The sequence below is a fragment of the Larkinella rosea genome, from assembly GCF_003858635.1.
GTDB classification, from domain to species: Bacteria; Bacteroidota; Bacteroidia; order Cytophagales; family Spirosomataceae; genus Larkinella; species Larkinella rosea.
Genome location: NZ_RQJO01000008.1, coordinates 477,617 through 495,452, shown reverse-complemented (window position 1 = coordinate 495,452; position 17,836 = coordinate 477,617). Strand labels below are relative to the sequence as shown.

The window sequence follows — 17,836 nt, the reverse complement described above, 5'->3', positions numbered from 1 at the left end:
CCGGGTATCAGAACCGGAAACCAAGGTTGAAGGCCCAAATCCGGCGCTTGGTATCGGCATCATCAAACACGTGCTGCAAACCGTGGTTATACACGACGTCGAGCGTCAGCGGGCCCAGGTTGATCCCGGCCCCTAACAATCCGTTCAGGATCGTCCGGTTCAGGTCGTCTTTGCCCAGCTGGAAGTTGTTTGGCCCTACCGCTACGAGCGATGCCAACTCGGCACCCGCCTGAACCCGCAGGCCCAGCGTGTTGCCAATCCGTGCCCCGACGTAAGCCGGAATTGCCAGGAAGTGCATGTCAATTTTGCCGCGGATCTGATCGGCAATTGTTCCGGAGGTCGATCCCGGACCCGTCCGAATCAGGTTGTTGGTCGAATTGCGGTATTCCAGACCGATCTGACCAAAAATCGTTCCGCCCGTGCGGCCGTACAGACCGGCCTGCCAGCCCGCCCGGAACGCATCATCGGGGATGGGTTCATTGACGAACTTCGATATGTTCACCCCGGCATAAATACCGAATTTTCCGCTTTTTCCCCCGGGCTTTTCCGCCTTATCCCGGTTTTCGCGGCTCATCTGGTCGTCGGTCGTGGTGGTGGTCGTGGTCGTCGTGGTGTAGCCGTTGGTAGCTGCGGGCGTCGTCACGGTTGTTTCGGTAGTCCGGTTTGCATTGACCGCGTTGTCGGTTGAGGGCGTATCCGGGCTCGTGGTGTACGTCGTCCCGGTGGTCTTTGTCGTATCAGTAACCGGGGCACTATAGGTCGATGTACTCGTCGTAGACGTGGTACTGGTGGTGTTCTGGCCATTGGCAAGCTGAACACCCAGCAGGCAGGTTGCCAGCAGTGTGAGTTGTGTTTTCATGGATGGTTGGGATAACGTTGAACAAAGAAATGCCCTTGCGCATTTTCGCTGTAGTAAACGGAACAAGGGCGAATAATGTTTTTTTACTTAACCATCCGGAGGTAAAAACAAGTCAATTTTTTAGATAAAAAACTGGCTTCTAGGTATTTATGTTGGGATTATTACGTACTGGCAAAAAAAATATGCCTGTGCCGGGGACGGTCAGGGTAGGGTAGTGATCCGAAGGCATTGAAACCCTCGTAAGTTCCAAGACTTCATGCGGTCGAATAGACGCATAGTTTGTACTTCCCGTTGCTTTAATTTGGCTCTGAATGTAATCGGTTTGAGTCAGTACGCACAGATAGGAAGGAGTAAACGGGTTTCATTAACTTCAAAAAGATAGTAATGGCTGCTAACGATTGCCCCATCTAATTTGGGGCAAGGCCACCGTGAACGTTTGTGCCGGAATCTGGAATTTTTACTTGACTAACCAGCTAATAATTACCTCTGCAACAACTCTAATAACCACATGATAAAAAGGTCTAATAATTTGAGGGGCAGCCAGTTGGGGGCGCGTGATTCATTTTTCTTCGTTTGCTATCTTCCTATGTGGTTCAATATTTTGCAAAGCCCAAAAAAGAGAGGTGCCCATGGCGGAACACCTCTCTTTCTTAACGTCAAAAATTGATTAATTCTGCACAGCCAACGGGTTGTACAAAATTTCATCTTCGGGAATCTGAAGGGTCATCTTGGCTACCGGTAAACTTGACTTGGTAACATGGTTAGCAGAGCTGGTTCTGTCCACAGGAATATTCCAGCGCTTGTTGTTGTAGAACTCCCGGCCGCCTTCACCCCATAGTTCGATGCGGGTTTGTAGCTGCACCATCTGTAACGTGGTGAGCCCCTGCATCGCAGGATAAGTAGCCGTAGTTAACGGTGTCACTCCTGTTTTCGTACGGGCAGCCAACAGCCGGTCGAGTGTTGCTTTGGCAGCCGCTTCTGTGGCTGGCGACATCGCTTCAGCTTCCGCTTTCATGAGCAGCACTTCCGACGTACGCATGTAAAACGCCGTTGAAGCGCCCACATCAATTTTGTTGTTGCTGTTCAATCCGTGCGTAGCTGCGAATTTTAGGTTCGTGTAAGAAGGAATAAATGAAACCGTGTTGTTTGGCGGATAGGTGTAGTTGCCAATTGGTTCCAGCGAAAATGCATCTTTACGGAAATCATTGGGTGCTATTTTTTCATACAGCCGGTTATCAATCCGCTTGTAAGCCCTTTCCAGCCCTCCGTTCCCTCTACCGAAGGGATTCATGTAAGCGGTAAAGTACGTGTTGGCAGCACCAAGCGGGAACCCTAAAATAACCTCCGGATTTTGCGCATTATTGAGAAAGCCATTGGATTCCGGCCTTATTTCGGGAGCTGCTGCGGTGCCGATGTTCTTACCTCCGTACTGTGCCTGGCTCAGAAGCGTTGGATACTTTGCCAGAATCTCATTGCACGCACTGATCGCAGTAGCCCAGTCCCCGGTCCATACCGATACACGTGCCAGCAGGAAATTGGTCACTGCCAGATCGATATCCGTTATATCAGTCGTATAGCCAATCCCAGCCTCTTTGAACAAGGCAATGGCACGGTTCAGGTCGTTTTTGATAAAGGCATACGTTTCTACCGCCGATGAACGAGGTTTGTTTTCCTGAGTGGGTTGAAACCGGTCATACAACGGAAGGCCAAGTTTGTCCTTTCCGCCCTGCAGGAAGGCGTTCTGATAATTTTCCATCAGGTAGTTGTACCCATAGGCTCTGGCAACCAATCCTCTGGCTTTACATTCCTTCAGAAAGTTGTTGCTGGCCACGGTTTCATCCGGAAGGTAATTGAGCATCTGGTTAGCAGTCGTAATACAAAACCAGCCATACCTCCAGTAATTACCATTCTTTGAGTTGGCAGAGCTAATGAAGTCACCAAGCTGATATTCGACTGAACCGGAGAGTACGTTCAGCCCTTCCTGATCCCCCAGAATGATATCATTTCCTTCAATAGAACGATTGACATCCAGTCCCTGAGTGGAATAATACATGTCCGCAACGCCTGCACCTGTGGCACCTGCGTTGTTGAACAGCAGGGGCAGACCGTTGGCCATGCCACCCATGACGATCCGGATCTTGGCCTCATCACCCGACGCCAGAAGTTCGGCTATTTGTTTGTCACTAATGCTGTGTGGTGGCTCTACTTCCAGTTTATCGGCACACCCAGAAACTAGCAGCATACCCGAAACTGCCAAACCCGTTATATATTTATTGAAAATACGCATCTTTCGACTAATTAAAAGTTTAAATTGATACCCACCGAAAAAGTGCTCATAGGCAGATACACGGCTGCCCCCACTTCCATTCCACCGACCAGCGACATGCGTGGATCGATACCTGAATGAGATGTCAACATGGTCAGGTTGTCGCCGGATGCGTACACCCGAACACTTTTTGTTTTCAACCTGTCCAGGAAGGCGCCACTGAGCGTATACCCCAAGGTGAGGTTTTTGACATTCAGATAAGAAGCGCTGAATAAAGCCTGATCGGTATACTGCCATGGCCCAAAGGTAGCCCCGCTCGTATAGAACGTATCGCCATAAAATGCCATCGGGAATTTGGCGTCTTTGTTCTCCGGCGTCCAGGTATTTCCCAATACTTCTTTCGATAAGGCATTTCCTATGTTTCCCGATCGGTACAGGTTGTTGGCATATTCCACACTCAGGAATTTCCCCCCCAGTTGGTAGGCCAGGATAGCGGTGAAGTCGAACCCTTTAAATTGAAAGCTTGTCGAAAAGCCACCAATAATTTTTGGAATTGCACTACCCATTTCATAACGGGTGGCCAGCGTGTAGTCAGGTGTGCTAACGATGGCTCCCACTTTGCTATCCTTAAAGCGTCCTGCAGCCTGGTCTTCCGGCGTAACGGTGTGATGGAACAAGGGCAAACCGGTGCTCTGCTCCACTCCCGCATACTTGTAGAGATAAAGGTTGTAGTAATCCTTATTTTCACCACGCAGGTACATGATCTGGCCGGCGGTGTTAGCACCACCATTGGCAATTCCCCATCCATCGATGAAACCGGTAAAGTTTCCGCCCAGTGATGGCGAACCTACACTTTTGGGAAATTTAGTCAGAATGGTGCGGTAGTGGGTACCGTTCAATCCGATGCTCCAGTTGATATTTTTGTTTTGGATGAGTTTGATGTCCAGGGCAATTTCCACACCGCGGTTGACAATTTCAGCGTTGTTCAGGGTGAGGGAAGCCTGTCCCATGGAAGCGGCAAGAGGCTGGGCAAACACGGAGTTTACCGTATTCTTGTTGTAAAAATCAATGGTTCCACTCAATCTCCGGTTTAACAGGGAGAAATCGATACCGGCATCAAAGGTATGCGTGTTTTCCCAGGTTAGTTTATCATTTACAGCAGCACCTTGCTGAAGGGTGTACGTGGCAGGGACACCGGTTCCAGCCGTTGAGTTTGTGTAAACCGCACCGTAGCTCCAGGTTTGATAACCTGAGTAATTGCTGATACCGCTCTGGTTACCGATCACCCCATAGCTGGCCCGTACTTTCAATTCATTGATGACATCACTGAATCCCTGCATGAATTTTTCCTGAGAAATACGCCATCCACCACCAACCGACCAGAAGGTTCCCCAGCGATTCTCTTTGAATCGGAATTTAGACGAACCGTCTCTGCGCAGCGAGCCTTCCAAAAAATACTTGTCGTCATAGTTATACACCGCCCGGCCAAAATAGCTATCCATGGCGGTGATGTCTCCACCATAACCCGGCGTACCGAACGGCGCGCCCGCAGTATTGTACCGGCTGGTGAAGTTACCGGCACCGGTAAACCCATTGATCAGCGAATACGCAGAAGCGTAGTTCAGCAGATCACTTTTATATTGGTAGAATTCATGGGCAGCCAGTGCCGTAACGGAATGGCGACCAAATTCATTACCCCAGTTCAGCAACTGTTGCGTGTTGAAAACGCCGGTGTTCGTATAATACTTTCCAATCGCACCAATACCCACGACAGCTCCCGTCTCAGGCGTCCCGTAACGCGTCCGCACTTCCGTAAAGCGGTCATACGAAATGTTGTTGGTAAAGGTGAAGTTCTTGAGGAAATTCACCGTGAAATACCCTTTCAGGTTCAAGTCGTGCGATTCCCTCAGGTCGATGTCTTTATCCAACAGATCGATCAGGTTGGTCGCATAAAGCGGTTGACTGGTGGTTCCGTTCGGGAACGTACCGGGCTGAACGCCAAGGGGCGAATAGCTATCATTCGCATTATCGGACACCATGTCGGTGCCGTTCGGATTTTTACGGATATTTCCCTGAAGGTCTCTGGCGAACAACGGTACGAGTTGATTCTGCCCATTCACCCACCGGAACACGTTTTGCTGCACGGTTCCGGGGTTACGTCCGAAACGGGTAGCCGGTGATAGGGTATTCCGCATCGTGTAACCCAGATTGGTTCCTACTTTCAGCCAGCTGGTGAGTTGTGCATTGACATTGGTACGTGCGTTGTAACGCTTGAATGTCGACCCTCTGATGTAAGAAGGATCTTCCAGCATGCCCACAGAAACAAAGTAATCCATTTTATCGGAGCCTCCGCTTGCCGATACCGTATGCTCCTGACGGAACATTTTTTCGAAGAAGTAATCCTTGTACGATCCGGCGTCCCAAAGTGGTCTTGCATTTGGATTCAACTTGCCCGTGGTCGGGTCAATCAGGTACGCACCCGACATGGTCGCGCTGGCATTGGCTCCGCTACCGGTGGTCGTATACACAGCGCCCGGGACGTCATAGGCCATGTAATTGCCCAACAGGTTCATGGCAAAGTTTGTCTTTGAGCCCGTATAATCGAATAAATGGGCACTGGCAAACAAACCGGCCGCTTCAGCAGACATGTTTGGATTGGCCACATTCGTCGTGAATTTACCGTCGGTAGATGATCCGCCGTTCACCCCGTAGCGGGCGGAGTTGTAGATGGCCAGCCAGGCATGTTCATAAATGTCTTTGGCATTATCGATGAGATCAAACCGCAATCCACCCAGATAATTGAATCCAGCCCGGGTTTGTACCGAAATATTCGGTTTCCCTTTTGTCCCTTTTTTAGTCGTCACAAGGACAACCCCATTGGCTCCACGCGAACCGTAAACGGCAGTGGAAGCGGCATCTTTCAGCACGCTGATGCTTTCAATGTCCTTCGGATTGATGGAAGACAGTGCATTGGGGTATTCAGTGGGCACACCATCGATCACGATCAGGGCATTGGAGCTGTTCTGGCTGGTAGAGCCCGCTCCGCGTAAACGAATACCCATGTCCAGACCGGGCTGGCCATCAATGGAAGAGACCTGAATCCCGGGTACCACCCCTTCAAGGGCTCGGGTAACCGTGGAGTTTGCCTGGACAGAAATGACTTTAGAATCAACCTGTGATACCGCACCCGTAAGCGTGCTTTTCTTTGCGGTACCGTACCCGATCACGACTACTTCGCTAAGCTGATTGTCGGCCGCAGCCAGACTAATGTCAATAACTTTCCTGTTGCCCACAACGGTTTCCTGGGTGGTGTACCCGATAAAAGAGAATACCAGGGTGGATTTTGTAGAAGGAACATTTGGGATGGTAAAAATTCCATCGGAATTGGTGACAGTGCCAATCGTTGTTTCTTTAACGATCACACTCACACCGGGCAACGTGGCCCCTGAGGCATCGGTTACCTTTCCGGAAACCTGCACCTGTGCATATAGTCCCAGGCTAAAAAGCAGGTTGCACAGAAGGAATAAGGATCCTTTTCTTTTGATCGTAATGATTTTGAGCATGCGTGAACAGGAATAAAGGTGAATAATCAAACGGCAAAATAATTGGTTTAAGAAAAAAGTAAACAAGAATTCAAAATAAAGAACTTGTGTTAAAAATAATATTATTTCGATATAAATTCATGTTCATCCAAGTAAAATTATTTGAACAAATTCATATGAAATCGACAACACAAGATGAAAAACACGTTCTACTTTCATCCAGTTTTGTTGTTAGTAACCAGGAGAATTACTATGGTAACACATTCCAGCGTAAACATTGATGGCACATGGTAATCAATGGGCAAACGGCATATAGTGAATGTGGTCAGGAAGGACCTCAGCAATATTCCTGTCTTAATCGTTGAACGATCCAGTAATTGGAGCGTGTTTACTTTTCTCAAATTGATTAGCTGTCGAAAATACATTCTATGGACCCTCTTCTTTTGAAGGTTAAAAAAACAGAAACTGATTCTTTCAGTGTCAATTATTTTAAATATAATGGTTCGTTTCCGGGCTTGTGGCATTACCATTCCGAATATGAATTAACGCTAATCGTTAAAAGCTCTGGAACCCGATTTGTCGGAGACCATATTGATCGTTATAATGAAAACGATCTGATTTTTATTGGAAAAAATTTAGCACATACCTGGAAATCCGATAGCTCTAAAGAAAAAAATCAGTCGTCAGAAGCGCTCGTAATCCATTTTAAAAAAGATTTCTTAGGATCATCTTTTTTTACAACGCCAGAATTATATGCGATCGAACAGTTTCTGCAACTATCCCAGCGGGGAATAAAAATAACGGGTAAAACCCAGATCGAAGTTATCGATCAAATGTACCAGATTCAAACGTTAAGTGGTGTCAATAAATTAATCAAATTATTGCAAATTCTTTGCTTGTTAGCTGATTCTAAAGAGTTAATCTTATTATCCAGCGAAGGATACAACTTAAATGTTAATGAAAACACGAATGATCGATTAAATAAAGTCCACGCCTACATCATGAATAATTTTAAATCATCGATTCGATTAATTGATGCTGCTGATATTGCCCACATGAGTCCAACGGCTTTCTCCAGGTATTTTAAACAACGCATGCAAAAGCCATTTTCCCAATTTGTAAATGAACTGAAAGTTGGCTATGCCTGTAAACTATTAATGTTGCAAAAATTCAGCATACAGCAGATTTGTTTTGAATGCGGTTTTCAAAATGTCTCAAACTTTAACAAACAATTTAAAAGCTTTACCGGACTGTCACCTAAACAATTCCAGCTTAAGCATAAATCTATGTACTTTCAGGCATCTTTATATCAGCTTCAGGAAAACAATTTGGCTGAATAATTACTAAGTTACCTGGTTCTTCAGCGGTTCCCCGTTTATCATTCTCAATACTTCTTCGGCGGCAAATTGCTGAAGAATCGGAATGCTGCGTTGACTATACCAGGCCGTATGCGAGGTAAGTATCGTATTGGGTGCCTGACGAATCGGATGATCTTCAGGAAGCGGTTCCTGTTCAAAGACATCGATACCAGCGCCACCGATACTCCCTGTAATCAATGCCTGAGCCAGGTCAATGGTATTAATTAACCCACCCCGGGATGTATTTATTAAAACCGCATTCGACTTCATTTTCAATAACGTTTCCCGATTAATGAGATGTTGGGTTGTGTCGTTGAGGGGTAAATGCAGGGAGAGAATATCCGAATTCGCCAGGGCTTCCTCAAAGGTTATTTTCTGGACACCCAATGCCTGCATTTCTTCTTCGCTTACAAAGGGATCGAATGCGGCCAATTTAAAATGGAACGCAGCGGCTTTTTGGAGGACAACCCGCGCGATCCGTCCAAAGCCCAGCGTCGTAAATAGAGCATCTTTGCAGGCTGGAACCGTACCGGGCGGAATTATTTTCCAAACACCCTCCCGAACCCGCAGATCTGTCGCCGGGATTTGCCGGTGGAGCGCCATCGCTAAGGCCAACGTGTGATCAGACACTTCATCGATGCAATAATCGGGTACGTTACAAACCGGTATTTGCCGTTCCCTGGCTGCCGCCAGATTGAGATTATCAACACCAATACCGTAGCGTACAATGAGCCGACAATGATCCAGGTTTCGGATGATGGTTTCCGTGATGGGTGCCCATTGGACGATCAGGGCAAAAGCATCCCGCGTTGCCGCTAATAAATCGGCTTCGCTTCTGCATTGGGCGTCGATCAGCTCATAGCCCGATTGTTCCAATACCGCTTTTTCCGGGTTAATGTTTGAAAAACCGTGATCCGTAATGACAATTTTCTTCGTGCTGCTATTCATAAAAATAACGTCAAATGATGCCCGAGAGCAAACGATTGGCGGAAAATGAAACTTAGAAAAGGATAACCGATTTGACGTGATCTGCTTTTGCCAGCATCATGTCAGTAAAGGCCGCCACCCCGTTATCCAGCGGGTAATAGTGAACCCACGACGTAACGTCTACTTTTCCGGTAGCTATTAAATTCAACGATTCTTTGATTTCCTGCTGTGTGGCCGCGTAGGTGCCAATGAGTTGCTTTTCGGATAAAATAATGTCGTATGAAAAAAAGGATTGAGTGTTTTCATAAAGACCGATGAGCACAATTGCCCCGCCCGGCCGTACGGCTTTCAAGGCCTGCTGGTTCGTTTGGGAACTCCCTACGGCATCAACAACCAGGTCAATTCCTTCCTGGTCGGTAACTTGATAAATAGCGGAAACCAGGTCTTCCTCCGAGGAATTGATGGTGGCCGTAGCGCCTAATTTCCGCGCAATGGAGAGCCGTTCATTCCGCAGATCGGCTACGTACACCGCTACGCCCAGCAGGGATTGAAAGGCCTGCTGCGTAACCAGTCCGATGGGTCCGGCACCGATCACCAACACTTTTTTAGGGTTTAAGTGCCTGATCAGGTTGACGATATGAATCCCATTGGCCAGTGGTTCGGCCATACAGGCGGCTTGGGGTGTCGTATTCTCCGGGATCGGAACCAGGCAATGGGCCGGTACATTCACGTATTCCCCAAAGGCCCCTCCCCGATGCATACCGAAAATTTGCCGGTTTTTGCATAAGTTCGTTACTCCCCGTTGGCAGGGATCGCAGGTTCCGCAGGACACGACGCTATTGCTGGCCACCCAATCGCCTTTCGTAAAGCCTGTTACGTCGGAACCCATATCCTCAACCGTTCCGCAAAATTCATGGCCCATAATTAAAGGCGGGACACGGCGCGGGCTTTGGTTTTTAAAGGTTTCCAGCTCACTCCCGCAAATGCCACAAGCCAGTACTTTCAGCAAGACCTCATCCTCGGAAAAAGAAGGGAATGGCCTTTCTGCAATCGTGAGTTTTTTAAACTCGGGATAAAACAGTGCTTTCATCGATAGCTGACTTTCAGAATTGAGCCACGGCCCGTATCGGGGAGCCGTCACGGCCCTGTAAGTTGAGCGGAAATCCCATGAACGTAAATTCATCGGGAACCTGATCCAGATTTGTCAGGCTTTCCACAATGACGATTTCTTTTTTTAGCAGGATGTGATGAACTTCATACCAGTCGCGGCTGGGCGTTGGGGTGTCCATGCCCAGCATCCGGATGTTTCGATCGGCCAGGTACGTACTGGCCTCCTGCGTCAGCGAGGGGAAATTTTCGAAGAAATCATCCTGCCCAAAGTGTTTGTACCACCCCGTGTCATAGATGATTTTGGCCTCCGGAACCAGCAACTCCTCATACGGTAAAAAATCAGCAACGGTAATTTCTTCCCGGGCCTCTTTGGGTATTCTCAGTACGTGCACCTTCCCATAAAACCACTCTAAAGGCATCTGGTCCAGCGTTTTGCCATCATCCAGAAAATGATACATCGCGTCCAGGTGCGTTCCCTGATGCGACCCCATCACGATTTGCGTAATGTTGTATTTCAATGTGCGGGTATTTCCGTGCGGAACGATGCTCAGCTTGGGGTCAGACGGAAACGTTTGCTGTCCGTGGACCAGGGGATGGGATAGATCGACCAGTTTCATCGTTTTATTTTGCTAAATAGCCGCCATCAACCAATAAGTCGCTGCCGGTAATGAAGGAAGAATCGTCACTGGCCAGAAAAGCGGCTGCTGCAGCTACTTCTTCGGGACGTCCCTGCCGGTTCAGCAGGTGCATGGCCGATGCCCGACGATCTTCTTCGTCGATGTCCAGGCCTAATTTTTCGCATGAATTGATAAAGGCGCTGGTGTAGATGTAGCCGGGGCACAGGGTGTTCACCCGAATTCCGAAAGGAGCCAGGTCCTGCGCCCAGCATTTGGTCAGCCCCCGAATGGCGAATTTGGTGGCGTTGTACGTGGCAAAGTTGGATTGTCCGACAAAACCGCTCACCGATGAATAATTGATGATACTGCCACCGCCGTTCTTTTTCATCTGCGGAACGATGTATTTGGCCATCAGCGATGTACCGCCAATATTTACGGCGTTAATCTGCTGCCATTCGTCTGCCGTAGCCTCCACCCCTTTGAAGATAAACCGGGCTGCGGTATTGATGAGCACATGAGCGGGGCCAACCTCGCTTTCAATGGCCGCGCAGGTTTCCGCCACGGCAGCTTCATCGCTGATATCGAGTTGCCAGAAATGGGCATCCAGATCGGAGGCTTTATGTTTCGTATCGGGTTGAAGATCAACCAGAACAACCACACACCCCTCTTCGGTCATTCGGGTGGCAGTGGCATAACCCAGGTCTCCAAGGCCGCCGGTAATCACTACGGTTTTATTTTTTAGTCCTCTCATTGTTTCGTCAAATTCTTGATCACTCGACGTTTAGCACAAACTTACCTGAACCCAGTTCCAGCCGAGCCGTATCCCCTTCGATTGTATAATCCCGGACGGTTTTTCCATTTTTATAAATTTTTGAATAGCCCTTCGCGGGCAAATAAACGGTGGCTACGGTGTTTACGGGGATTTCTACCTGATAGCTAAACCGGTTGCCGGTTTTGGTCCAGCCGGATTTGATCCAGCCATACGGCGAATGGAAACTACCCTTGGCCCAGGTCAGATCACCGACCGGCTGGGGGCGAAGTTTCAGGTGCTTAAACGCAACGGAATTTTCCGCCTGAGCAATACCGGCAATGCCCGCGTAAAACCACTCCAGAATATGGCCCATCGCCAGTTGATTCTGCGATGATTTGCCATCCCAGGTTTCGACCAGTGCCGTCGCCCCGTGTTTCAGCAGGTACCCATAGCCCGGCACATCGTCGCGATTGGTCATGGTAAACAGCGTTTCCGGGTGATTATTTTCGTAGAGCGCTTTGATCAGATACCGGTTTCCGACATCGCCCGCGGTCAGTCGGTTGGCGTCAATGGACTGAATGTTCGTCACCAGGTTATGGAGTACTTGTTTTTTGTATTTTTCCTCTACCAGACCCAGGCTGATTGGCATCGCCATGGCGGTTTGGCTACCGGTCGCATAAAGTTTCTTCTCCGGGTTAAAGAACTTTGTATTGAAGGCGGTTTTGATCATTTCGGCCAGCTTGCGGTAGCGGGCGGCATCGTCCGGTTTTCCAATCAAAGCCGCCATGGCGCTTAAGGCGCTGATGGAATGGTAGTAATAAGCCGTAGCCGTAACGCCGATGGGTGTCACTTTTCCGATATCCAGCCAGTCGCCCAAACCGTACAGGAGCAGGTTGTCGGTCGCCCGGCTTTCCAGAAAATCCGCGTACCGGGTCATCATCCGGTAGGTTTTGCGGACTACCGATGTATCCCCGTAAAACTGAACCAAAAACCAGGAATCCAGGATCGCTGTGGTGCCCCATTCGGGCGAATCAACAAAAGGGCCTTCGAATTTTATGTACTCCGGGGCAATGTCGGGAACCAGGCCATTTTCGTGCTGCGCGTCGGCCATGTTCTGAATCAGACTGCGGTATAGGCTGTACACATTGTACGTATAGTTGATCGCCGTGCGCATAAAATTCTGCTCACCCTGCCAGCTCAGTTTTTCCCGTTGGGGATTATCGGTGATGTAACTTTGCAGATTGCTTTTGATCGCCCAATCCGTCAGGGTATAGATTCGATTAAACAGCGCATTCGAACAGGCAAACGTACCAGTTGAAGGAGCCGCATTGCGGTTGTGGAGTATTTTTAGTTCCGTAACTACCGGCAAATCAGCATCTTCTCCCTTGACCCGGACACCCTCCACCTGAACGTATCGAACGGCAAAATAGGAAAACCGGGGCTGCCAGGTTTCTTCGCCATCTCCGTTTAGCGTATACGCATACGAATGGGGTGTCACGCCATCCGCCTGATTGACGGTACCGTCCGCATGCAGCAATTCGGCCGGTGTGATTTTCAGGGTCTGTCCCGCTTTCCCTTTTACGTGGATGCGGGGAATTCCCGAACAGTTCTGGCCAAAATCATACACGACGGTATTCGGGCCGACCACCGTCATTTTCCTGGCAGTTAAGGAATCCAGCAACCGAACGGGGTAATCAATTTCGGGCAGTAGTTTACCTGTCGGCGTAGTAACTAAAACCGCATCCTTCCAGGTCTTATCGGCGAAACCGGCCGTATTCCAGCCTTTCTGCTCCTGGCGGGCGTCATAATCCTCCCCGCCATAGATGGTATTGAACGTAATGGGCGACGGGCTTGCTTTCCAGCTTTGGTCCGAAATCAGGTGATCCGTGCTGCCATCGGTGTATGTAATTTTCAGCAGGGCAATCAATTTGGGGTTTCCAAAAGTGCCCGTTCCTTTCACGTATCGCTCCTGCGAAATGGAGTAGAAACCGTTGCCCAGCAGGACGCCGATCGCATTGCTGCCGGGACGGAGTTGCCCGGTAACATCGTAGGTGTTATACAGAATGGTTTTATCGTAGCTGGTCCAGCCGGGCGACAAAAAAGCGTCTCCGATCCGTTGGCCATTGATACTGGCCTCATAATGGCCTAAACCGCTGATAAACAAGAGTGCTTTCGCCACTTTTTTAGCCGTTGTAAATTCTTTACGGAGCAACGGTGACCGGGCGTTTTTAAAAATCCGGGGATCACCCGGTTTCAGTTGAAGGTGAACGAAGGGCACAACCCGCCCGGAATCGGGCAAATCTTCGTAGCCAATCCAGCGGGCATTTTTCCAATCCGCCGGGGTAAAGATTCCCGTTGTAAACTGCTGTGGGCTACTCCACGCAGACGTTTTTTTATCCATGTCCCAGACCCGAACTTTCCAGAAATACGTCTGCGCCGACTGAAGTGCTTTCCCCAAATACGGCACCTGAATACTCCGATCACTGTTCACTACATCGGTATTGAATACATCAAACTGGCCTGCCGTTAACTTCGCTTTCGACGTGGCAATGACCACTTGATACGCCGATTGTGTGACGGCTTCCCCGGATGATTGCATTTCCCAGGAGAAAAACAGATCACTTGGGTGAATACCAACCGGGTTAGTCCGATTGTCGCATAAAGCGGCAACCACCCGAAGTTGCGCTTTTACGGCAGGACCTATGATGAGCAGTAAGACGATCAGTAACGTTATTTTTCTACTCTTCATAAGGCCACGCTAAACGTATAACTCCCGGATGGCACGAGTAAAGCCGTACCGGCGGCCGTGGTTTCAACAATCCGAATATCGGTTGACCCGGCGATACGTTGCCCGTTTTCGCTGATGCTTTTCCCGGTTGGCAAAAACACGGTAGCCGTTGTATTCGCCGGAATCTGAACCGCTAACTGAAAGGTGCCGTTATCGACTTTCCAGTCGACGGCAATTTTTCCGGCAATGGAATGATAAGACCCTTTGGCCCAGGTCAGGCTGCCTCCCAAGCGCGGTTTAATGGTAAAGTGCTTGTAACCAGCGGAATCGGCATTAATGCCCAGAATGCTTCGATACATCCATTCGCCCACGGCTCCGATGGCGTAATGATTGAATGAATTCATGCCTACGTTCTGAAAACCGCGTCCCTTCACGTATCCATCCCAGCGTTCCCAAATGGTGGTTGCTCCCTGGTCAATCGAGTAGATCCAGGAAGGAAACCGGCGGCTTTCCAGTAATTTGTAAGCCACATCCGCGTAGCCAAATTCCGACAACTGATTCATCAACCGGATCGTTGACTGAATGCCGGTCGAGATGCGGTAATCATACGCCTTAATGGCCTGTACCATGTGGGCTGCGGCCTGTTTCTTCAGGTTTTCGGGTACCAGGTCAAACTCCAAAGCGAGGGCGTAAGCCGCCTGCGTATTGCCGGCTATGGTACCGTCTTCGGCAATGTACTCTTTGACAAACCGCGCCTTTATCGCGTTTGCCAGCGAGTCGTAGAACACGTACCCCTGTTGGTGACCCAATAGCCGGGCAACTTTGGCGACGGTGCGCGTTGAGTTTGCAAAAAAGGCTGTCGAGTAGATATCATTATCTACTTTACCGCCCTCTTTCGGATAGTCGTCGGCAATGATGGTATTTCCATTCAGCCAATCGCCGTACATGTTCCCCCGTTCATTTTTCCACAACAAATCCGGGTTGGTCTCCAGAATGTGCCGGATGTAGGCTTTCATCGAGGTATACTGGCGGGCCAGGATGGCCGTATCGCCATAGTTCTCATACATTCGCCAGGGGACTAAGACACCCGCATCGCTCCAGCCGGGGGCATTGCAATAGCGATTCCACTTATCGACCTGTGGCGTGTAATCCGGATAACGGCCGTCGGCTCGTTGACAATCAGCCATATCCCGCACCCACTTGGTGAAAAAGGCACCCATGTCCAAATTGAAAATAGACGTCTGGGCAAACACCTGGGCATCGCCCATCCATCCCGCCCGCTCATCCCGTTGCGGACAGTCGGTCGGGACCGAATGCATGTTCCCCCGCTGGGTCCATAAAATATTGGTCCACAGTTTGTTAAGATCGGGCGACGAACTTTCAAACGCACCTGCCAAAGGCGCAGCCGACGCGACCACTTTCCCCGTTATATGGGTTAATTTAGGTTCCTGGGTCAGACCGGAAATCTCAACGTACCGAAAGCCGTGATACGTAAAACGTGGTTCATAGTCAACGGTTTTTTCTAATCCGGGGGTATATACGTCAATTTGTTTGGCGGCCCGCAGATTGCTGACGTAAAGTTGCCCCTGTTCGTCCAGCACTTCACCATGCCTGAACGTAATGGGTTGACCCGGATTGTATGGAATTTTAAGGTTCACCCACCCCGCTATGTTTTGCCCCAGATCAACGATGTACGTGCCGTCTTTCACCTTGACGACCTTCACCGGCGTAATTTCCTGAATCACTTTGATCGGCTCGTTGCCCTGTGCGTTGAGGACTTTTGAGATGGTTTTATCAACCGTAGCCGGTTTCCAAACAGAATCGTCAAAACCGGGCTCCATCCACTTCGCGGGTAAGAGCTTGGCATTAAAATTTTCGCCGTCGAAGAGGGATGCCGTTTGGATAGGGCCGTTTTCCAATAGTTTCCAGCTTTGATCGGTTACAACCTGCGTTCGGGTTTCATCGTCAAACAGCAGCTCCAACTGCGCGATCAATCGCCGGTCGAATCCGTACGCACCCCGATCAGGATGGGAAAAAAGGCCGCCCGCATACCAGCCATCGGCCAGCATCGCACCGATCACATTAACGCCATTTTTCAGGGATTTTGTGACGTCATAGGTTTGATACTGAACGCGTTCGTGGTAATCGGTCCACTCAGGTGCCAACACCTGATTCCCGGCTTTTTTGCCGTTAATGGTCATCTCATACATTCCCAAAGCGCTCGCGTAGAGGGTGGCCTTCTTAATTTTTTTCGTTACCGTAAAGGTCTTGCGCAACAAAGGCGATGCTGGGATGGACGTTTTGAAGGGCTTGCGATTGGCCGAACTGCCGGTGTAAGCTCCATCCGTCAATTTTGCGGGCGACCAGTTTTCAGCCGAAAAGGCCGGATACGCAGCGTACGGAATAGAGGCTACAACCGGTTTTTTTAAGGCCACATTTTCGGAACGGGCATTGATGGCTTCCAACTCAGCGAAGGCGTAGGCGTACTTGCCTTCGTCCGCTTTTCGGAGTTTGCTGACGACTATCCGGATGTATCGACCGGTTGCGGGCGTCATCTGTTTACTGTACGGTTCCAGCCCTTTCTGGTCATAATCCCGGGCGCTTTCGTCCGCAATGACCGTTGGCTTTTTAAAGTCAGGGGTAGCCGATACCAAAATTTTGAAACGCCGGGGAAATAAGTATCCGTTGGTCTGAAGTTTAGACACTGCCGGATATAATTTAATTTGATGAATTTCCCGTTGCGAGCCCAAATCAACTCCAATCCATTGATTTCCAGCAATCTCCGTTGCACTAAAACCCGACTGAAAGCTGGGCCAGATGTTGAATTTTGCGCTGTCAGGTACATTTTCTTCCGGTGCTCCAATCCAGTGCGCCCGCCAGTCTTCTTTCTGTAGCAGTCCCATCGACCAGCTGGCTATTGGACTCCACGAACTCACGTTCTTCCCGGCATCCCAGACGCGGACTTTCCAGAAATAGGTGGTCCGGGAAACCAGCTTGCTGCCGGTGTACCTCACCTGGCTGGCTCGGTCGGATTCCACTTTTTTTGAATCCCATACGTTAGCGACATCGTTTACCAGGGCGAGGGAGTCCGTACTAACCAGAATCTGGTAAGCCGACTGAGACTGGGCTTTTCTGGCAGAAACCAATTCCCAGCTCAGGCGGGGCTGGGTGACATCAATCCCAATCGGATTTACTACATACTCGGTCCGCAGATTACTGATTTTCAGATCATTCGTTTGATTCCCACCGTAGGTTAAAAAGGTCGATAACAGAGCCAGGAAATGAAACCACAGAATCTTCATTGGTACAGGTTGAAAAGGAGTGAATAGCCAAACGGTGTGAAAAGCCGCAAATTTACGGCGGCAAATCGGTGCGTTCCAGGTATTCAATATGTATTAATTTTTCTATAAAAACTCATAGTTTCTACCTTGTAAACTTACCGCTTTGGAGAATTCAAGAATTCCAATTTAATAGCAAAAAATGATGCTTTTATACCCTTTATTCGGTTTTAATTACCACATTTAGCTAACGATAGGTAGTTTTATAGGCCATACTACCCAAAGTGATGATTGGTAGCCCACCGCTTCGAATGGATTGTCTAAGCGATTCTGAACGTGTATGGGCCGATTTGGCAAATCCTGATGGGGCCGTATGGGTGGATTGTTAATCGCCATTTGC

At 49.2% G+C, this 17,836-nt stretch carries 10 protein-coding genes; 1 reads left to right on the top strand and 9 read right to left on the bottom strand.

Annotated elements, in window-relative coordinates:
• Positions 1 to 7: 7 nt before the first annotated feature.
• The 3 genes from EHT25_RS10795 to EHT25_RS10785 form a co-directional block, all read right to left on the bottom strand.
• On the bottom strand, positions 8 to 859 hold the full coding sequence (locus tag EHT25_RS10795; protein ID WP_124874299.1) for an outer membrane beta-barrel protein: 852 nt from the start codon (positions 857 to 859) through the stop codon (positions 8 to 10).
• Positions 860 to 1,526: 667 nt separating this feature from the next.
• Complete coding sequence (locus tag EHT25_RS10790; protein WP_124874297.1) at positions 1,527 to 3,146, bottom strand: RagB/SusD family nutrient uptake outer membrane protein; 1,620 nt, start codon at positions 3,144 to 3,146, stop codon at positions 1,527 to 1,529.
• Positions 3,147 to 3,157: 11 nt separating this feature from the next.
• Positions 3,158 to 6,688 (bottom strand): SusC/RagA family TonB-linked outer membrane protein, encoded by a 3,531-nt coding sequence (locus EHT25_RS10785; RefSeq protein WP_221622264.1) that lies wholly within the window; start codon positions 6,686 to 6,688, stop codon positions 3,158 to 3,160.
• Positions 6,689 to 7,095: 407 nt separating this feature from the next.
• Between EHT25_RS10785 and EHT25_RS10780 the strand changes: the two genes are divergently transcribed.
• Positions 7,096 to 8,007: an AraC family transcriptional regulator gene (locus EHT25_RS10780; protein WP_124874295.1), complete on the top strand. Its 912-nt coding sequence runs from the start codon at positions 7,096 to 7,098 to the stop codon at positions 8,005 to 8,007.
• Positions 8,008 to 8,010: 3 nt separating this feature from the next.
• On the opposite strand, the gene EHT25_RS10775 is transcribed toward EHT25_RS10780, so the two are convergent.
• The 6 genes from EHT25_RS10775 to EHT25_RS10750 are packed head-to-tail and all read right to left on the bottom strand — an operon-like array spanning position 8,011 to position 17,460.
• Entirely contained in the window at positions 8,011 to 8,973 is a 963-nt protein-coding gene (locus EHT25_RS10775) for a C-terminal binding protein (protein WP_124874293.1), read from the bottom strand.
• A gap of 52 nt (positions 8,974 to 9,025) precedes the next feature.
• Complete coding sequence (locus tag EHT25_RS10770; RefSeq protein WP_185731333.1) at positions 9,026 to 10,042, bottom strand: zinc-dependent alcohol dehydrogenase; 1,017 nt, start codon at positions 10,040 to 10,042, stop codon at positions 9,026 to 9,028.
• A 13-nt stretch (positions 10,043 to 10,055) separates the two neighbouring features.
• A complete protein-coding gene (locus tag EHT25_RS10765; protein ID WP_124874289.1) occupies positions 10,056 to 10,679 on the bottom strand; it encodes a cyclase family protein in 624 nt (207 codons plus the stop codon).
• 4 nt (positions 10,680 to 10,683) lie between these two features.
• Positions 10,684 to 11,430 (bottom strand): SDR family NAD(P)-dependent oxidoreductase, encoded by a 747-nt coding sequence (locus EHT25_RS10760; protein WP_124874287.1) that lies wholly within the window; start codon positions 11,428 to 11,430, stop codon positions 10,684 to 10,686.
• A gap of 19 nt (positions 11,431 to 11,449) precedes the next feature.
• Complete coding sequence (locus EHT25_RS10755) at positions 11,450 to 14,179, bottom strand: family 78 glycoside hydrolase catalytic domain (protein ID WP_124874285.1); 2,730 nt, start codon at positions 14,177 to 14,179, stop codon at positions 11,450 to 11,452.
• Complete coding sequence (locus EHT25_RS10750; protein WP_124874283.1) at positions 14,176 to 17,460, bottom strand: family 78 glycoside hydrolase catalytic domain; 3,285 nt, start codon at positions 17,458 to 17,460, stop codon at positions 14,176 to 14,178. Before EHT25_RS10750 ends, EHT25_RS10755 begins: the two co-directional genes overlap by 4 nt.
• Between the last annotated feature and the right edge of the window lie 376 nt (positions 17,461 to 17,836).

Excerpts from the sequence above, each read along its gene's own strand:
- EHT25_RS10760 (WP_124874287.1), bottom strand. The coding sequence starts at position 11,430 with ATGAGAGGACTAAAAAATAAAACCGTAGTGATTACCGGCGGCCTTGGA.
- EHT25_RS10755 (WP_124874285.1), bottom strand. The coding sequence starts at position 14,179 with ATGAAGAGTAGAAAAATAACGTTACTGATCGTCTTACTGCTCATCATA.
- EHT25_RS10790 (WP_124874297.1), bottom strand. The coding sequence starts at position 3,146 with ATGCGTATTTTCAATAAATATATAACGGGTTTGGCAGTTTCGGGTATG.
- EHT25_RS10775 (WP_124874293.1), bottom strand. The coding sequence starts at position 8,973 with ATGAATAGCAGCACGAAGAAAATTGTCATTACGGATCACGGTTTTTCA.
- EHT25_RS10795 (WP_124874299.1), bottom strand. The coding sequence starts at position 859 with ATGAAAACACAACTCACACTGCTGGCAACCTGCCTGCTGGGTGTTCAG.
- EHT25_RS10770 (WP_185731333.1), bottom strand. The coding sequence starts at position 10,042 with ATGAAAGCACTGTTTTATCCCGAGTTTAAAAAACTCACGATTGCAGAA.
- EHT25_RS10750 (WP_124874283.1), bottom strand. The coding sequence starts at position 17,460 with ATGAAGATTCTGTGGTTTCATTTCCTGGCTCTGTTATCGACCTTTTTA.
- EHT25_RS10765 (WP_124874289.1), bottom strand. The coding sequence starts at position 10,679 with ATGAAACTGGTCGATCTATCCCATCCCCTGGTCCACGGACAGCAAACG.
- EHT25_RS10780 (WP_124874295.1), top strand. The coding sequence starts at position 7,096 with ATGGACCCTCTTCTTTTGAAGGTTAAAAAAACAGAAACTGATTCTTTC.
- EHT25_RS10785 (WP_221622264.1), bottom strand. The coding sequence starts at position 6,688 with ATGCTCAAAATCATTACGATCAAAAGAAAAGGATCCTTATTCCTTCTG.